The 16110-nt window shown below is 72.3% G+C and carries 18 protein-coding genes; 6 read left to right on the top strand and 12 right to left on the bottom strand.

Annotated features, from left to right (window positions below; genetic code table 11):
* Positions 1 to 83 precede the first annotated feature (83 nt).
* Complete coding sequence (locus AB0877_RS25960) at positions 84 to 1553, bottom strand: NAD(P)H-hydrate dehydratase (protein WP_366612114.1); 1470 nt, start codon at positions 1551 to 1553, stop codon at positions 84 to 86.
* Between the two features lie 55 nt (positions 1554 to 1608).
* Positions 1609 to 1977: a holo-ACP synthase gene (locus tag AB0877_RS25965; protein WP_366612116.1), complete on the bottom strand. Its 369-nt coding sequence runs from the start codon at positions 1975 to 1977 to the stop codon at positions 1609 to 1611.
* Positions 1978 to 2112: 135 nt separating this feature from the next.
* Between AB0877_RS25965 and AB0877_RS25970 the strand changes: the two genes are divergently transcribed.
* Positions 2113 to 2448, top strand: a complete 336-nt coding sequence (locus AB0877_RS25970) for a type VII secretion target (protein ID WP_366612117.1) — start codon at positions 2113 to 2115, stop codon at positions 2446 to 2448.
* A complete protein-coding gene (locus AB0877_RS25975; RefSeq protein ID WP_366612119.1) occupies positions 2445 to 4037 on the top strand; it encodes an alpha/beta hydrolase in 1593 nt (530 codons plus the stop codon). The genes AB0877_RS25970 and AB0877_RS25975 overlap by 4 nt, the downstream gene beginning before the upstream one ends.
* Before the next feature lie 57 nt (positions 4038 to 4094).
* On the opposite strand, the gene glmS is transcribed toward AB0877_RS25975, so the two are convergent.
* On the bottom strand, positions 4095 to 6008 hold the full coding sequence (gene glmS / locus AB0877_RS25980) for a glutamine--fructose-6-phosphate transaminase (isomerizing) (RefSeq protein ID WP_366612121.1): 1914 nt from the start codon (positions 6006 to 6008) through the stop codon (positions 4095 to 4097).
* A 522-nt stretch (positions 6009 to 6530) separates the two neighbouring features.
* Between glmS and AB0877_RS25985 the strand changes: the two genes are divergently transcribed.
* Entirely contained in the window at positions 6531 to 7256 is a 726-nt protein-coding gene (locus AB0877_RS25985; protein ID WP_366612123.1) for an MmpS family transport accessory protein, read from the top strand.
* A 40-nt stretch (positions 7257 to 7296) separates the two neighbouring features.
* Complete coding sequence (locus tag AB0877_RS25990; RefSeq protein ID WP_366612124.1) at positions 7297 to 8493, top strand: pyridoxal phosphate-dependent aminotransferase; 1197 nt, start codon at positions 7297 to 7299, stop codon at positions 8491 to 8493.
* Between the two features lie 72 nt (positions 8494 to 8565).
* On the opposite strand, the gene glmM is transcribed toward AB0877_RS25990, so the two are convergent.
* The 9 genes from glmM to AB0877_RS26035 all read right to left on the bottom strand — a co-directional run bounded on the left by glmM (position 8566) and on the right by AB0877_RS26035 (position 15168).
* Positions 8566 to 9921 carry a phosphoglucosamine mutase gene (glmM, locus tag AB0877_RS25995; protein WP_366612126.1) on the bottom strand — a complete coding sequence of 452 codons (1356 nt, stop codon included), beginning with the start codon at positions 9919 to 9921 and terminating at the stop codon, positions 8566 to 8568.
* Between the two features lie 120 nt (positions 9922 to 10041).
* On the bottom strand, positions 10042 to 10515 hold the full coding sequence (rpsI, locus tag AB0877_RS26000; RefSeq protein WP_112626216.1) for a 30S ribosomal protein S9: 474 nt from the start codon (positions 10513 to 10515) through the stop codon (positions 10042 to 10044).
* A gap of 20 nt (positions 10516 to 10535) precedes the next feature.
* Positions 10536 to 10979: a 50S ribosomal protein L13 gene (rplM, locus tag AB0877_RS26005; protein ID WP_007465158.1), complete on the bottom strand. Its 444-nt coding sequence runs from the start codon at positions 10977 to 10979 to the stop codon at positions 10536 to 10538.
* 209 nt (positions 10980 to 11188) lie between these two features.
* A complete protein-coding gene (locus AB0877_RS26010; protein WP_366612127.1) occupies positions 11189 to 12571 on the bottom strand; it encodes a nitrate/nitrite transporter in 1383 nt (460 codons plus the stop codon).
* Between the two features lie 178 nt (positions 12572 to 12749).
* Complete coding sequence (locus AB0877_RS26015) at positions 12750 to 13043, bottom strand: hypothetical protein (protein ID WP_091402325.1); 294 nt, start codon at positions 13041 to 13043, stop codon at positions 12750 to 12752.
* On the bottom strand, positions 13033 to 13290 hold the full coding sequence (locus tag AB0877_RS26020) for a DUF6364 family protein (RefSeq protein WP_091403518.1): 258 nt from the start codon (positions 13288 to 13290) through the stop codon (positions 13033 to 13035). Before AB0877_RS26020 ends, AB0877_RS26015 begins: the two co-directional genes overlap by 11 nt.
* 89 nt (positions 13291 to 13379) lie before the next feature.
* Positions 13380 to 14075, bottom strand: a complete 696-nt coding sequence (locus AB0877_RS26025; protein WP_366612129.1) for a methyltransferase domain-containing protein — start codon at positions 14073 to 14075, stop codon at positions 13380 to 13382.
* A 134-nt stretch (positions 14076 to 14209) separates the two neighbouring features.
* Positions 14210 to 14410 (bottom strand): DUF397 domain-containing protein, encoded by a 201-nt coding sequence (locus AB0877_RS26030; protein WP_366612131.1) that lies wholly within the window; start codon positions 14408 to 14410, stop codon positions 14210 to 14212.
* Complete coding sequence (locus AB0877_RS26035) at positions 14401 to 15168, bottom strand: DUF5753 domain-containing protein (protein ID WP_366612133.1); 768 nt, start codon at positions 15166 to 15168, stop codon at positions 14401 to 14403. Before AB0877_RS26035 ends, AB0877_RS26030 begins: the two co-directional genes overlap by 10 nt.
* A gap of 264 nt (positions 15169 to 15432) precedes the next feature.
* Between AB0877_RS26035 and AB0877_RS26040 the strand changes: the two genes are divergently transcribed.
* Both AB0877_RS26040 and AB0877_RS26045 read left to right on the top strand, forming a co-directional pair.
* A complete protein-coding gene (locus AB0877_RS26040; RefSeq protein ID WP_366612134.1) occupies positions 15433 to 15762 on the top strand; it encodes a hypothetical protein in 330 nt (109 codons plus the stop codon).
* Complete coding sequence (locus AB0877_RS26045) at positions 15759 to 16034, top strand: hypothetical protein (protein ID WP_366612136.1); 276 nt, start codon at positions 15759 to 15761, stop codon at positions 16032 to 16034. The genes AB0877_RS26040 and AB0877_RS26045 overlap by 4 nt, the downstream gene beginning before the upstream one ends.
* The last annotated feature ends 76 nt before the right edge of the window (positions 16035 to 16110 follow it).

Raw genomic sequence — 16110 nt, forward strand, 5'->3', positions numbered from 1 at the left:
GCCTACTTTCCGCCGTGATCACCGCGGGCGGCGACGCACGTCCCGCCGCGACGATCCGGTCAGCGCACCCGGAACCGCCCCGTTCAGCCCAGCCGGGCCAGCACCGGACGCAGCGCGGTCGCCACGTCGGGCGCGGTCACCGGCCCGCCCCGGGCCGCCTCCCGCCCGGCCAGCCCGTGCAGGTACGCGGCCGAGGCGGCGGCCCGATCGGCGGGCACCCCGGCCGCCAGCAGCGAGCCGAGCAGCCCGGCCAACACGTCGCCGGTGCCGCCGGTGGCCAGCGCCGGGGTGCCGGTCGGATTGACGTACGCCCGACCGTCCGGCGTGCCGATCACCGTGCGATCCCCCTTGAGCAGCACCACCGCGTTCATCCAGGCCGCCAGCCGCAACGCGGCGCCGACCCGGTCGGCGCCCGGCTCCTCCCCGCAGAGACGGGTGAACTCCCGGTCGTGCGGGGTGACCACGATGGGCGCGTCCCGACCCCGCAGCCGGTCGGCGAGCGAGCCGTCCACCAGCAGGGTCAGGGCGTCGGCGTCGAGCACCACCGGCACCGGGGCGGCCAGTACGGCGCGCAGCTCGGCCGCCGAATCGGCACCGGTGCCCAGCCCGGAGCCGCAGACCCAGGCCTGCACCCGGCCCGCGTCGGCGACCCGCCCGCTGGCGATCACCGAGGGGTGCTGGTGCAGCACCTCGGCTCGGGCGCTGCCGGCGTAGCGGACCAGGCCGGTCGGCCCGGCCAGGGCGCCGCCCACGGAGAGCACCGCCGCACCGGGGTAGGTCGCCGAGCCGGTCGCCACCCCCACCACGCCCCGGGTGTACTTCTCCGACGCCGCGCCCAGCTGGGGCCACCAGTCGACAATGTCGGACCATTCGGTGACCCGCAGCGCCGGGGTGCCGCGCAGCCACGGCCGCAGCCCGATGTCGACCAGCTCGACCTGGCCGGCCAGCGCGGCGGCCGGGCCGACCACCAGGGCGGGCTTCAGCGCGCCGAAGGCCACCGTCACGTCGGCGCGCACCGCTGTGGGCCGGCCGGACGCGGACAGCGGTACGTGGCCGGTGTCGACCGCGACCCCGCTGGGCACGTCGACCGCGAGCACCGTGGCCCGTCCCCCGTCGCGCCCGCGCAGCTCGCCGAGGCGCTGGACCGCCTCGTCCGCGTTCTCCCGCAGCCCGCCGGTGCCACCGATGCCGACGATGCCGTCGAGGACCAGGTCGACCGGGCCGGCCGGGGCCTGGACCAGTTGGCCGCCAGCGGCTCGCAGCGCGGCCAGGCCAGCGGCGTGCGCCCGCCCGGGGGTGAGCAGCAGGGCGGACACGTGGACCCCTCGCCGGGCCAACCGCTCCCCCGCGTACAGCGCGTCGCCGCCGTTGTCACCGGAGCCCACCAGCAGCAGCACCCGACCCCCGTAGACGCCGCCCCGCTCGGCGAGCAGGAGCGCGGCCCGGCGGGCCAGGCCGGCTGCGGCCCGCTGCATCAGCGTCCCCTCCGGCAGCGTGCCCATCAACCCCGCCTCGGCCGCCCGTACGTCGGCCACCCGCCACACCGCTCTCATGCCACCGTGTCCCATTCAGTTAGCGGGCTGACCTGACCGGTCCTCCCGGCCGACGTCATCGTTCCGCGACCACCATCGCCGACGCGATCCCGCCGTCGTGCGACAACGAGAGATGCCAGTGGTTGACCCCGCGCGCGTCGGCCACCGCCGCGACAGTGCCGGAGACGGCCAACCAGGGGCGGCCAGCCGGGTCGGGCACCACCTCGCAGTCGTGCCAGTTGAGCCCGGCCGGGGCGCCGAGCGCCTTGGCCACCGCCTCCTTGGCGGCGAACCGGGCGGCGAGCGACTCGGGCGAGCGCAGGCCGCCGGAGCGGGTGTGCCGCTCGGCCTCGGTGAAGAGCCGGTCGGCGAGCAGCGGCGTCCGTGCCAGAGCCCGGGCGAACCGGTCGACCAGGACCACGTCGATGCCGACAGCGACGATCACCACACCACCCTACCGGCGGTCGAGGCCGCAGATTAGCCGTCGGGCTCGCGCTGGGCAACGCCTGTGGACACCCCGGGGTACGCCTCGACGTCGGCTGTCCACAGGGCACGTCGCACCCTCCGGTAGGTGCCTAGCGTGAGCGCGTCGATATCGATCGTCCACGGGGGTGTGGTCATGACCGACGAGCCGTTCGCCGTGCGGCCGGAGGAGTTGCGGGCGGTCGCCGGCCTGCTCGACGACGAGGCGCGCCGGTTGACGTCGGGCCTCGCGGGGTTCCCCGGCCTGGTGGTGGCGGCACCCGAATGGCGAGCCGGCGTGGCGCTGGCCGGGTTGGAGGCGGCCGGGCATGCCTGGTTCCGCCGGCTGGGTGACCGGGTCGCGGCGACCTCCGGCGACGTCCGGGCGGCGGCCGACGCGTACGAGACGGTGGACGATCGGGCCGCCGGCCGGTTCGCCTCCCTACCTCGGTGAGCAGCGTCGGTTACCGACAGCTGTGGGCTGTCGATCCTGGTGGGTGGCGGGCCGCCGGGGCGGCGTGGGCGGGGTTGGCCAGGCCACTCGATCGGCGCCTTGGCGAGTTGCGCGCGGCCACCGGGCGGCTGGGGGACGGTTGGTCGGGTACGGCCGCCACGGCGGCGGACACCCGCCTCAACGGTCTGCGTGACGAGCTGGCCTCGATCGCACCGGCGCTGATCGAGGTCGACCAGGTGCTGGCGGAGTTGGCCGGTGGGTTGGCGGTGGCGAAGGCGCGGCTCTCCCAGGCGGTCGCCCAGGCCGACGCGGCCGGCCTGCTGGTGGACCGCTCGGGTGCGGTGCGGGTCGATCCCGCCCGGCTTCGACCCACCGAGCGGTCCGGGGTCGCCGCGGCTGGAGTGGCCGCGGCCCTGCGGGCCGCGCTCGACGGGGCAGCCGCCGCGGACCGGGTCGCGGCGGACCGGTTGGATGAGCTGGCCAGGGCGGCCGGCAGCGGTTGGGCGTCTCCGCCTCCGCCGGGCCGACCGGCCCTCGGTGCCGCGCCCACGCTCGTCAGCGCCTGGTGGTCCGGGTTGACGCCGGCGCAGCGACGGTGGCTGATCGTTCGCGAGCCGGCCCTGGTGGGCCGGTTGGACGGGCTGCCGGTGGCCGCCCGGGACCAGGCCAACCGGTTACGCCTCGACGCCTGGCGCACGGAGTTGCTGGCCGAGCGGCGACGGCTGCTGTCCCAGGTGCCGCCGGGGCCGCTCGCGTTGATCCGGTTGCGCGGGGTGGCCGGGCGGCTGGCCGGTCTGGACGCGCTGGTCGGCCGGCTGACGGCCGGCGAGGTGCCGCGGGCGTACCTGCTCGGGTTGGATCCGGCGGGTGAGGGCCGGGCGGTGGTGGCGCTCGGCGACCCGGACCACGCCGACCGGGTGCTGACCTACGTGCCGGGGATGACCGCCGGCCTGGACGACGCCTCCGGTGAGCTGGGCAGGGCGGCCCGGGTGCTGGAGCGGTGCGCCGCGCTCGCCCCGGATGAGCGCAGCGCGGCGGTGCTCTGGTTGGACTACGACGCTCCGGATCTGCTGAACGAGGCCGCCTCGGCGGGGCAGGCCCGGGATGCCGGCCCGGGGTTGCACCGTTTCCAGGAGGGGCTGCGCGTCAGCCACGACGGGCCGCCGGCCCGGCAGACGGTGCTCGGGCACAGCTACGGGTCGCTGGTGGTGGGTGTGGCCGCCCGGGAGCATGGCCTGGCCGCCGACGCACTGGTCTTCGTCGGCTCCCCCGGTGTCGGCGCGTCGCACGCCGCCGAGCTGGGCGTGCCGCCCGGGGAGGTCTGGGCGAGCAGCGCCCCCGACGACGTGATCCGGGCCGCCCGGTCGCCGGACGAGCTGGGCCGGCGGGCACTGTTCGGCGCGGCACCACTCGCCGCCGTGCTCGGTTGGCCCGGCCGGACGGGGCACGAGCTGTGGTTCGGTCACGACCCGGCCGATCCCGGCTTCGGTGGGCGGGTGTTCCCCAGCGGCCGCGGCGGGCACACCGGCTACTGGGAGGCGGGCAACCCGGCGCTGGACGGCATGGCCCGTGTCGTGCTGGGCCGGTGACGACGAAACCCCGGTCGCCGCGACGTGCGGCGACCGGGGTTCCGGACGAGGGGGTGCCTACTCGACGGTGACCGACTTGGCCAGGTTGCGGGGCTGGTCCACGTCGTGCCCCCGGGCGGCGGCGATCTCGGCGGCGAGCACCTGCAACGGGACGGTGGTGACGAGCGGGGCCAGCAGGGTGGGCGTACGCGGCACGTAGATCAGGTGGTCGGCGTACCGCACGACCGCCTCGTCACCCTCCTCCGCGATCACGATGGTCCGCGCGCCCCGTGCCCGTACCTCCTGGATGTTGGACACGACCTTGTCGTGCAACATGCCCCGGCCCACCGGCGAGGGCACCACGCAGATGACCGGGGTGCCCTTGTCGATCAGGGCGATCGGGCCGTGCTTCAGCTCACCGGCGGCGAAGCCCTCGGCGTGCATGTACGCCAACTCCTTGAGCTTCAGCGCACCCTCCAGGGCCACCGGGTAGCCGACGTGCCGGCCGATGAACAGCACCGTCGGCTCGGACTTCAGCTCCCGGGCCAGCTCGCGGACGGGCTCGATCCGGTCGAGCAGCTCCCGCAGCTTGCCGGGGATCTCCTGCAACTGCGCGACCACCGCGCCCACCTCGTCGGCGAACTTGATGCCGCGCACCTGGGCCAGGTGCAGGCCGATGAGATAGCAGGCGACGACCTGGGTGAGGAACGCCTTGGTGGAGGCGACGGCGATCTCCGGCCCACCGTGGGTGTAGAGCACGGCGTCGGACTCGCGGGGGATCGTCGAGCCGTTGGTGTTGCAGATCGCCAGCACCCGGGCCTTCTGCTCCTTGGCGTGACGCAGCGCCATGAGGGTGTCCATGGTCTCGCCGGACTGCGAGATGACCACGATCAGCGTGGACCGGTCGAGCACCGGGTCGCGGTAGCGGAACTCGCTGGCCAGCTCCACCTCGCACGGGATCCGGGTCCAGTGCTCGATGGCGTACTTGGCGACCATGCCGGCGTGGTACGCGGTGCCGCAGGCCACGATGAAGATCTTGTCGACGTCGCGCAGATCCTGGTCGCTGAGGCGGACCTCGTCGAGGGCGATCTCACCGCTCTCGGTGAGCCGGCCCAGCAGCGTGTCGGCGATGGCCTGCGGCTGCTCCTCGATCTCCTTGAGCATGAACCAGTCGTAGCCGCCCTTCTCCGCGGCCGAGGAGTCCCAGTCGATGTGGAAGTCCTGGCCGGCGGCGGGCTGGCCCTCGAAATCGGTGATCTCGATGCTGTCACCGGTGATCAGCACGATCTGGTCCTGGCCCAGCTCGACCGCTTCCCGGGTGTGCTCGATGAACGCGGCCACGTCGCTGGCCAGGTAGTTCTCCCCGTCGCCCCGGCCGACCACCAGCGGCGAGTTGCGCCGGGCGCCGACGACCGCGCCGGGCACGGCGGCGTCCACGGCGAGCAGCGTGAACGCGCCCTCCAGGCGCTGGCAGACCACGCGCATGCCGGCGGCGAGCAGTTGCGGGCCGTCCGGCTGGCCGGCGGCGCGCAGGTCGGCCAGCGCGGCGGCGAGCAGGTGCGCGGCGCACTCGGTGTCGGTGTCACTGGTGAACTGGACGCCGTCGGCCTCCAGCTCGGCGCGGAGCTTGGCGAAGTTCTCGATGATGCCGTTGTGGATCACCGCGACCCGCCCGTCGGGGGCGACGTGTGGGTGAGCGTTGCGGTCGGTCGGGCCACCGTGGGTGGCCCACCGGGTGTGCCCGATGCCGGTGGTGCCGTCACCGATGCCGATCGGGCTGGCCGCGCAGGAGGTCGGGTCGTCAGCGGCCCGCTCGGACAGCACCTTCTCCAGGTTGGCCAGCTTGCCGGCCTTCTTCTCGGTCAGCAGCTGATCGTCACAGACGATCGCGACGCCGGCCGAGTCGTAGCCACGGTATTCCAGCCGCCGCAGCCCGTCGAGGACGATGCCGAGTGCGGGGCGCGCGCCCGCGTATCCCACGATTCCACACATGGCCCGCAGCCTAACCCAGTTTCACTCACGTTGGTTGCTCGAAAGTCGGGTTATCAATCACGGAATCTGAGCGATCAGTGCCAACGCGGCCGCAACGGGACGAGCGTCACAGGCCCCTCGCGAGCCGCTCCGCAGGGCGGGGTTGCGACACGCCTTCGGGTGCGGAAGTCTCTCGGCGGGTTTGGCGCTCCCGTCCACGGCCCGTTCGTCCCATACCCACTCCCGCCCGGAGCAGCCATGTCCGACGCGCCGTCGCCCGAACCGACCCCCTCGTCCGCCCCGGAGCCGGCTCCCCCCGCGCTTCCGCCGGACCCGACGGCGCCGCCGTCCACGGCTCCGTCTTCGGCCCCCGACCCGCTGGCGCCGGGCCAGCCGTGGGCCCCGCAGGCACCCTGGGCGCCACCTCCGCCGGCCGCGCCGTGGACGCCGCCGCCGCCCGCCACCCAGTGGACGCCACAACCGTCCACGACGCCGTGGTCGCCCGACCCGCAGACGCCCCCCTGGTCGCCCGACTCCTCCGGCTTGCCGTCGACCGGATCGCCACCGCCGGCGGGGTGGCCCACGCCCGACGGGCAGCCGCAGACCGCTGGCTGGCCGCCGCCCGGCACCGGCTATCCGCCCCCCGGCACCGGCTGGCCGCCGCCCGGTTATCCGCCGCCGTACGCCTACCCCGGGTATCCGCAGGTCCCCGGCAAGCCGGCCACGAGCAGCGGGCGGATCGTCGGGATCGTCGTCGCGGCCGTCGTGGCACTCGTCCTACTGGTGTGTGGCTGCCTCTGCGTGGCTGGCCTGTGGCTCGACCAGACGAACCCGGACCCGGTCGCCGAGGAGCCGTGGATCGCCCCCGACGACGACGGCTGGACGGCGCCCACCAGCGGGCCGATCATCCCGGAGCGGCCCACCGCGCCGCAGCCGCCCGCCGCGTCCCCCACCCCCAGCAAGAAGCCGATCACCCGACCGACCTCGGGGCCGGCACCCGTGACGGTGGTCTACCAGCTCAGCGGGTCGGGTGTCGTCGACCTGGCCTACTTCGACGCCGAGAGCGACCTCATCCACGTCGACGGCCAGAAGCTGCCCTGGAGCACCACCATCCGCACCAACGGCAAGACCCGGGTGATGGTGGAGGCCAGATGGGCCGACGACGAGGGTGAGAGACCACTCGACTGCACCGTCACGGTCACCGGTACCGGCAAGCCGGTCGTCAAGAAGATCCGCGGGTACTGGGCGACCAGTTGCACCCCCGAGTGAGGCTGGGGTCCGAGCCGGGTATGGCCGTAGGCTGGCGCAGGTGACGACGAGCACCGATGTCGACCCGCTGGTGGCCCGGATGCGGCCGTTCGGCACGACGATCTTCGCCGAGATGTCCGCCCTCGCCGTACGCACCGGCGCGGTCAACCTCGGCCAGGGGTTTCCCGACACCGACGGCCCGCCGGAAATGCTGGCCGCCGCCGCCGAGGCGCTGCGCAACGGGCAGAACCAGTACCCGCCCGGCCCGGGGATCCCCGCCCTGCGCGCGGCCGTCGCGGCGCATCAGCGGCGGTTCTACGACCTGGCGTACGACCCGGACGGCGAGATCGTGATCACGGCGGGCGCGACCGAGGCGGTCGCGGCGAGCATCCTCGCGCTCTGCGAACCGGGTGACGAGGTGGTGTGCTTCGAGCCGTACTACGACTCGTACGCCGCCTCGATCGCACTGGCCGGCGCGGTCCGCCGGCCGGTGACGTTGCGCCCCTCGGCCGACGGCCGGTACGCCTTCGACCCGTTGGCGCTGCGGGCGGCGTTCGGCCCACGCACCCGGCTGGTGCTGCTGAACTCGCCGCACAACCCGACCGGCAAGGTCTTCACCCCGGCCGAGTTGGCGCAGGTCGCCGAGTTGTGTCAGGAGTTCGGCGCGTACGCGGTCACCGACGAGGTGTACGAGCACCTGGTCTTCACCGACGCGTCGAGCCCGCACGTGCCGCTGGCCGGCCTGCCCGGGATGCGGGAGCGGACGCTGCGCATCTCGTCGGCCGGCAAGACGTTCTCCTGCACGGGGTGGAAGGTCGGCTGGGCGAGCGGCCCGGCGGCGCTGGTCTCGGCGCTGGTCCGGGTGAAGCAGTTCCTCACCTATGTCAACGCCGCGCCGCTGCAACCGGCGGTGGCCGTGGCGCTGGCCCTGCCGGACGCCTACTACACCGGCTTCCGGGACGGCCTCCAGCAGCGACGGGACCATCTCGTCGGTGGTCTGACCGACGCCGGTTTCGCGGTGCTCGACTCGGAGGGGACGTACTTCGTCACCGCCGACATCACCGCCCTCGGCGGCCGGGACGGGGTGGAGTTCTGCCGCTCGTTGCCGGAGCGCTGCGGTGTGGTGGCGGTTCCCACCCAGGTCTTCTACGACGACGTCGACGCGGGCCGGCGGCTGGTCAGGTTCGCCTTCTGCAAGCGCCCGGAGGTGCTGACCGAGGCGGTCAGCCGGCTGCACGCTCTGCGCGCGAGCGGCTGACGTCGATCCAACAGGCCCGACGGCTGTGGAGCTGATGCCGTAAACGGTTCAGCTCCACAGCGTCCAACCGACCTAGGCAGTCGGGCTCGCGGTGCGGACCAGCTCGGCGATCCGCTCGGCGACCTCACGGGCGGTCGCCTCGGTGGCCGCTTCGACCATCACCCGGACCAGCGGTTCGGTGCCCGACGGGCGCAGCAGCACCCGGCCGGTCTCCCCCAGCTCCGCCTCGGCCCGCTCGACCTCGGCGCGTACCGCGGGTGCGGCGGCGCCGACGGTCCGGTCGCCGACCGGCACGTTGATCAGCACCTGGGGCAGCTTGGTGACCACCGATGCCAGCTCGGCGAGGGACTGGCCGGTGGCCGCCATCCGCGCCATCAGGTGCAGGCCGGTCAGCACCCCGTCGCCGGTGGTGGCGTGCGCGGGCATCACGATGTGGCCGCTCTGCTCACCGCCGAGCGCCAGCCCGGAGGCGCGCAGCTCCTCCAGCACGTACCGGTCACCGACCTTCGTCTCGATCAGGCGGATGCCCTGCGCGGACATCGCGAGCCGCAGCCCGAGGTTGCTCATCACGGTGGCCACCAGGGTGTCCTGGGTGAGCGTGCCGGCGTCCCGCATGGCCAGCGCGAGGATCGCCATGACCTGGTCGCCGTCGACCTCCTCGCCGTCGGCGGTGACCGCCAGGCAGCGGTCGGCGTCGCCGTCGTGGGCGATGCCCAGGTGCGCGCCGTGCTCGACCACGGCGGCGCGCAGCGCCTCGATGTGGTTGGAGCCACAGTCGTCGTTGATGTTCAGCCCGTCGGGCTCCGCGTGAATGGCGATGACCTCCGCGCCGGCTTCCCGGTAGGCGACGGGGGCGACCTCGGCGGCGGCACCGTTGGCGCAGTCGACCACGACCTTGATCCCGTCGAGCCGGTGCGGAACGGTCCCCACCAGGTGCTGGACGTAGTGGTCGGCACCGTCGAGCAGGTCGTGCACCCGGCCGACGCCGGCACCGATCGGCCGGTCCCAGGCGGTGGTGGCGTTCGTCTCGACGGCCGCCTCGATCTGCATCTCGATCTCGTCGGGCAACTTGTGCCCGCCGGCGGCGAAGAGCTTGATGCCGTTGTCCGGCATCGGGTTGTGTGAGGCGGAGAGCATCACACCCAGGTCGGCCTTGGCCTCGGCGGTGAGGAACGCCACCGCCGGGGTGGGCAGCACGCCGACCCGCACCACGTTGGCGCCGGCGCTGGTCAGCCCGGCGACCACGGCTGCCTCCAGCATCTCGCCGCTGGCGCGGGTGTCGCGACCGACGACGGCGAGCGGCGGATGACTACGGTCCGTCTCGGCGAGTGTGTGCGCGGCGGCCACCGCGAGCGCCAACGCCAATTCCGGGGTGAGATCCGCGTTCGCCCGCCCGCGTACGCCGTCCGTGCCGAACAACCGACCCATACCCGCCAACCTCCGAAAGAGCACTGCCAGTGAGGAGAAAGCGGAACGGCCGACCCACCTCCCCCCGACGAGGGGGAGGCGGACCGGCCGTCCGTCAGAAGTACAACGCGCTGGGAAAGATCAGCGCTTCGAGTACTGGGGAGCCTTACGGGCCTTCTTGAGGCCGTACTTCTTGCTCTCCTTGACCCGGGCGTCACGGGTCAGGAAGCCGGCCTTCTTGAGGGCCGGGCGGTCGTCCGGCTCGTTGATGATCAGCGCACGGGCGATGCCCAGCCGGAGCGCGCCGGCCTGGCCGGTGGTGCCGCCGCCCCGCAGGTTGGCGATGACGTCGAACTGCTCGAGCTTCTCGGCGGTGACCAGCGGGTCCTTGATGAGCTGCTGGTGAACCTTGCTCGGGAAGTAGGCCTCGAGGTCCTGGCCGTTGCAGGTGATCTTGCCGGTGCCCGGGACGATGCGGACCCGGACGATGGCCTCCTTGCGGCGGCCCACGGTCTGGATCGGCCGGTCACCACGAGGCGCGCGGGCAACGGGCGCCGGCGCCTCGGTGGCCTCGGGGGCTTCCGGGGCGACCTCGGTCTCGATGATGTCGGTCATGCTGCTTCCTTCGCCCGCGCTCACTGCGCGATCTGCTTGATCTCGAACGGCACCGGCTGCTGCGCGAGGTGCGGGTGCTCGGCACCGGCGTAGACCTTCAGCTTCTTGATCAGCTGACGGCCGAGCTTGTTGTGCGGGAGCATCCCCTTCACAGCCAGCTCGATGGCCCGCTCGGGACGCTTGGTCAGCAGCTCGTCGTAGCCGACCTGCTTCAGACCACCCGGGTAACCGGAGTGGCGGTAAGCGACCTTGGTCTGGCGCTTGTTGCCGGTCAACGCAACCTTGCCCGCGTTCACGATGACGACAAAGTCGCCCGTGTCGACGTGCGGCGCGAAAGTCGGCTTGTGCTTACCACGCAGCAACGTGGCGGCGTGGGTGGCCAGGCGGCCCAGCACGACATCAGAGGCGTCGATGACGTGCCACTGACGCTCGATCTCACCCGGCTTCGGGCTGTACGTACGCACAGGTCTACCTTGTCTCGTCGTCGGTCTGGGGTCGCGCGCCGAGGTGACCAGATCTAGCAGGCCGGACCAGCGCGCACGAACGACCAAGCGTACCTGATGGGGCACGCCTCTGGATGTCGTACAACAGCAGGCAACGATACCCGGCGCCCCGTCCGCAGGTCAAAACGGGGGTACGCGTACGCGCGGCGACGCGCCGAGGGTGGTTCAGCTCACACGTTGGCGAGCCGACCGGCCCTCGGACGGCGGTAGACCACCCAGGTGACCGCGAAGCACAACGCGTACCAGCCGATGAAGGCCAGGTAGGCGGCGTCGGCGTTGCCCGAGCTGAGGAACGACTGGCGGAACGCGATGTTGACCAGCACCCCACCGAAGGCGCCGATCGCACCCGCGATCCCGATCAACGCGCCGGTCATCCGCCGCGCCCACCGCGCGGCGGCCTCCGGATCACGCCGACCCGCGGCCACCGCGTCCGCCGACCGGGCCCGGAAGATCGCCGGGATCATCTTGTACGTGGAGCCGTTGCCGACGCCGGAGAAGACGAAGAGGGCGAGGAACCCCGCGAGGTAGAGCCCGAACGAACGCTCCCGGGCCGCGTACAGCACCGTGCCCGCGCCGACCGCCATCGCGACGAAGTTCCAGAAGGTCACCCGCGCCCCGCCCAACCGGTCGGCGAGGTGCCCACCCAGCGGGCGGATCAGCGAGCCGACCAGCGGGCCCAGGAACGTCAGCCAGGCGGCGTCGACCGGGGTCGGGAAGCGCTCGGCGAACTGGAGCTGGAGCACCTGCCCGAAAGCGAAACCGAAGCCGATGAACGAGCCGAAGGTGCCGATGTAGAGCAGCGACATCACCCAGGTGTGCGGGTCGCGGGCCGCCTCCCGCAACGCGCCCGGCTCGTTGCGCGCCCCGGGCACGGTGTCCAACCAGCGGGCCGCCGCCAGCGCGGCCAGCACGATCAGCGGCAGGTAGACCGCCGGCACCAACCGGGGGTACGCGGCGCCGGCGGTGGCGAGGACCGCCAGGCCGACCAGTTGCACGGCGGGTACGCCCAGGTTGCCGCCACCGGCGTTGAGCCCGAGCGCCCGCCCCTTGAGCCGCTGTGGGTAGAACAGGTTGATGTTCGCCATCGAAGAGGCGAAGTTGCCGCCGCCGACGCCGGTGAGGCAGGCGAGCACCATCAGGGTGGTGTACGACACCCCGGGTTCCAGCAGCACCGTCATCGGGACCGCGGGCACCAGCAACAGCAGTGCGCTGATGATCGTCCAGCGTCGTCCGCCGAAGCGGGCCACCGCCAGCGTGTACGGCAGCCGCAGCACCGCGCCCAGGGCGGCCGGCACGGCGGTGAGCAGGAACTTCCCGGCCGGGTCGATGCCGTACGCGGGGCCGAGGAAGAGCACGGTGACCGACCAGAGACTCCACACCGAGAAGCCGACGTGCTCGGCGAAGATGGAGACCCAGAGGTTGCGCCGGGCGATCGGCGCGCCGGTGGCCTGCCAGAAGTCCGGGTCCTCGGGGCGCCAGTCGTGCAGCGGCTGCCGGCGACCGGTGACGGCGGGCGGCTCGGCGGTGACTACGGTGCTGGTGAGCGTGCTCACGGCGGCTCCTCCTCGTGGATGTGACGAGCAGAAACGCTAGGAACGGCCGGTTACCTGGCAGTGCCCGTCGCGGGTCGGGCCGGAAACGGGGATCGCACCACGGGCCGGCGGCGGTGGTGAGCACGCCACCGCGGCTGCGCGGTCGGAGCTGCTGGCGCGGTCGGAGCTGCTGGCGCGGTCAGAGCTGCTGGAGGATGCGCAGCGCGCGGCCGACCCGGAGCATGGTGTCGGTGTCGGCGACGTCCACGCACGCGGTGAACCACTTCTTCATGGGCGAGGAGATCCGGTCGGGCATCACCACGTACCGGCCCATCGACACGGCGAGCGGCGAGTCCCGCAGGAGCGATTCCTCGACCACCTCGACCACGATCACGATGGGCACGTCGGTGGAGTTGTAGACGTCCGAGCTGATCACGAGACCAAGGCGTTCCCGGGCACCTTCGATGCGCCAGATCTCACCCCTACGCAGCACGCGGCCGTCCGCCGGAGAACAGGTCGTTGACCATGCCCACCTCGCGGGCGTCGGCGAGCGCGGCAGACTCCAGATCCAGGCTGGCGCGGCCCACGGCGGCGGCGTGCGCGGTGAACACCTCGCGCAGCGCCTTCTCCCGGGCGGCCTGGTCCATCCACGCGGAGAGCGACAGCCCTTCGCGCTTGGCGAACCGCCGCGCCTCCTCGATCGTCTCGTCCGTGAACGAGAGAGTCACCTTGGCAGTCATGCCGAGCAGATTACCCACGGGTGTGACCGACAGTCATCCCTGCGTTCACCAGCTCGTCCCCGAGCGGTGAAACGCACATTCCGTCGGGCTCACCCGGCCCGGCCGCCGAACACCGCGAAGCGCCACTCCTTGAAGTAGCAGTCGACGTCGACCAGGCCCGCCTCGGCGAGCCACCGGCACTGGTCGGCCACCGTCGCCGGGCGGTCGTGGCGCATCCGCTCCCGGGAGGCCGCGATCTCGTCGGGGGACGCACCCAGCTCGGTGATCCGCTGCATCCACACGTCGTCGTAGCGCCGATCAAGTTCCGGCGTCGGGCCGGCCACCTGCTCGGCGTTGACGAACACCCCACCCGGTGCCAGCGCGGCGGCGGCCCGCCGGTAGAGCGCGCGCTTGCCGTCGTCGTCCAGGTGGTGGATCGCCAACGCGCTGACCACCGCGTCGTACCGGCCCGGCGGCAGCTCGTCGGCCAGGTCGGCGTGGACCGTTCGGTGTGGCACGGACCGCGCGTCCAACTGGTCGGTGGCTCGGGCGAGCATCGCCGGCGCTCCGTCCACCAGGGTCAGCCGGACTCCGGGCACCGCCGCGGCCAGCAGCAACGAGAGCAGGCCGGTGCCCGCGCCCAGGTCCAGAACCTGCGGGGTACGCCCGGCGGCGAGCGCGGCCCGCAACGGCGGCGCGGCCACCTGGACGGCGGTGCCGTAGAAGCTGTCGAAGCACGGCACCAGCCGTCTGCGCGCCTCGTCGTACGTGCCGGCCACAGCGTCGAAGACGTCCGTCACGCTCATCGCGGTCTCCCATCTTATGGGACGGTTTTCCCACATTATAAGCGGTGCGGGGATGAGGGGACCTGATCCTGGACACACGAAAGGCCCCCGGTTCCGTGATTTCCAGACGCCGGGGGCAGTTGGTGCTGCGTTGGTCAGCCGACGGGGCCGATCGCCTTCGCCAGGTGCAGGAAACCGGTCCACGCCGCCGGCCCGAAGATCAACGTCCCGCCGTCGCGGTCTTTGGTGTCGCGGACGAGGACGACGCCGGGGAGGTTGTCAGCAACCTCGACGCACGAGCCGCCGTTGTTTCCGCTCTTCGTGCTCTTACGCCACTGCGCGCCGGTCAGGTCCATGATCCCGCTGCTTTCCTGATCAAGTCGAGGGACTGTTGACGGGAAAGAGCCTCACTTCTGATGCGTTCCCACCTGTGATTGAGCGTAGCAACGTCCGCAGCTCCATTAAGGATCTGCGCCCGCACCTGGCTGTCGATATGTGCAACCTGGCTGCCGTCGGGCAACTCGGCCACGATGAACCCCCCACCAAGGCCCGGATACATCCCGACGTCTCGCGGCACCACGAGCACCTGAACAGCGGGCAGTGCTGCGCACTGCGCAAGGTGGGCGACCTGCTCACGCATCAACGGTCGGTCGCCGTACGCCGATTGGTACAGGACCAGTTCGTGCACGACTGCGACCAGAAGGGGTGGACGTTCGCGGCGGAGGATGGCCTGGCGGTCGATGCGGGAGGCCACCACATCGCCGACTTCGTCAGGCGTCAACGCTTCGCCCGCCAACGTCGCCCGCGCATACGCCTCCGTCTGCAGAAGGCCGGGCACCCAGGTGTGCTCGAACCAACGAATCGCGAGGGCTTCGCGTTCCCAGTCGACCCACTCGCGCAGCCATTGCGGCTCGCGCCGTTTGAGGACATCTGGCCAGAGGTCCCCAACGTCCCTTCCCAGGAGCGCAGCCAACTTCGCGCGCCGACGGGGCTGCGGCACGCGTCCCGGGCTGATCCACCGCGCTGCCGTTTTCGGATCAACGCCCGTCTGAGCTGCCAGGCTTTCGGCTGTCTCGCCGGCTTCGGCCATGGCCACTTGAAGCGCATGGTTCATCCTGCCTCCAAGAGAAACGTCCCGAACGTCCCTGGGAATAGAGCTACGTCGTGTACTGATCCCATCGCTCTCGGCAATGTAGCCGGCAGGCGGCGCGTCCGGTAGGGACCTGAGACCCGGCGGGCGCGTTCGTGTCGGGGCCGCCCTTGGCCTGCCGCAGATCTTGGACAGTTTCCGTTACCTGGTAACGGAAACTGTCCAAGATCTCGACGGGTGAGCACCACGGGGCGGCCCCTTCCCACAGTGACGACCAGGGAGAGCGCCGTGCCGGATGAGCCGCCCGATCGGAGACCCGCGCCGAGGCCCACACGGCGGAAGCCGCGCGCGGGCGAGGTCCTGCACCTGACCCGCGCCGCGAGTGTGCAGTTCCTGCGCCCGATCTTCGTCCGCGTGATTCGCGTTCTCGACTGGCCGACGTACGACGGGTGGCTGTGGATCGACTGTTACGAGCTGGCCGCGAACGGCGACGCGGCAGCCCGCCGTTCCCTGTTCGTGATGCCCGCGGGCCTGATCTGGCCGGACCCACCCGCTCTGGCGGCCCGCCGCCCGACCACCCGCACGCCCGTCAGGCGCGGTCCGGTGCGCGTCGGATGACCCGCCGCCCTCGCCCGCACCTTCCGATGCGCCCGGCGTGGCTCTGCCGTAACTGTGCCGCCGCCTGGCCGTGCCCGCCGGCTCAGCTCCACCTCGCGACCGAGTTCTACGGCCACTCGATCGCCCTGGCGTTCTACCTGGCAGCGAACATGCACGGCGCGTTCGACGACCTGTACTCCCTGGGCGTTCGCCCGGACCCACGTGCACTTCACGCCCGGTTCCTGGGCTGGCTGCCAGTGACCCGGCGACCACACCGCGCCGACCTGCGCTGACGGCACCCACGAGGTGGAGTGCGCTGACGCTTTGGAGCTGATGTCGCAAACGAGTCGACCACCGATGCCGTAAACG

Origin of the sequence: Micromonospora sp. NPDC047644, assembly GCF_040704315.1 — a bacterium.
Classification (GTDB): domain Bacteria; phylum Actinomycetota; class Actinomycetes; order Mycobacteriales; family Micromonosporaceae; genus Micromonospora.

Excerpts from the sequence above, each read along its gene's own strand:
- AB0877_RS26045 (WP_366612136.1), top strand. The coding sequence starts at position 15,759 with ATGACCCGCCGCCCTCGCCCGCACCTTCCGATGCGCCCGGCGTGGCTC.
- AB0877_RS25960 (WP_366612114.1), bottom strand. The coding sequence starts at position 1,553 with ATGAGAGCGGTGTGGCGGGTGGCCGACGTACGGGCGGCCGAGGCGGGG.
- AB0877_RS26030 (WP_366612131.1), bottom strand. The coding sequence starts at position 14,410 with ATGGACCTGACCGGCGCGCAGTGGCGTAAGAGCACGAAGAGCGGAAAC.
- AB0877_RS26025 (WP_366612129.1), bottom strand. The coding sequence starts at position 14,075 with ATGAGCGTGACGGACGTCTTCGACGCTGTGGCCGGCACGTACGACGAG.
- AB0877_RS26035 (WP_366612133.1), bottom strand. The coding sequence starts at position 15,168 with ATGAACCATGCGCTTCAAGTGGCCATGGCCGAAGCCGGCGAGACAGCC.
- AB0877_RS26020 (WP_091403518.1), bottom strand. The coding sequence starts at position 13,290 with ATGACTGCCAAGGTGACTCTCTCGTTCACGGACGAGACGATCGAGGAG.
- glmS (WP_366612121.1), bottom strand. The coding sequence starts at position 6,008 with ATGTGTGGAATCGTGGGATACGCGGGCGCGCGCCCCGCACTCGGCATC.
- glmM (WP_366612126.1), bottom strand. The coding sequence starts at position 9,921 with ATGGGTCGGTTGTTCGGCACGGACGGCGTACGCGGGCGGGCGAACGCG.
- rpsI (WP_112626216.1), bottom strand. The coding sequence starts at position 10,515 with ATGACCGACATCATCGAGACCGAGGTCGCCCCGGAAGCCCCCGAGGCC.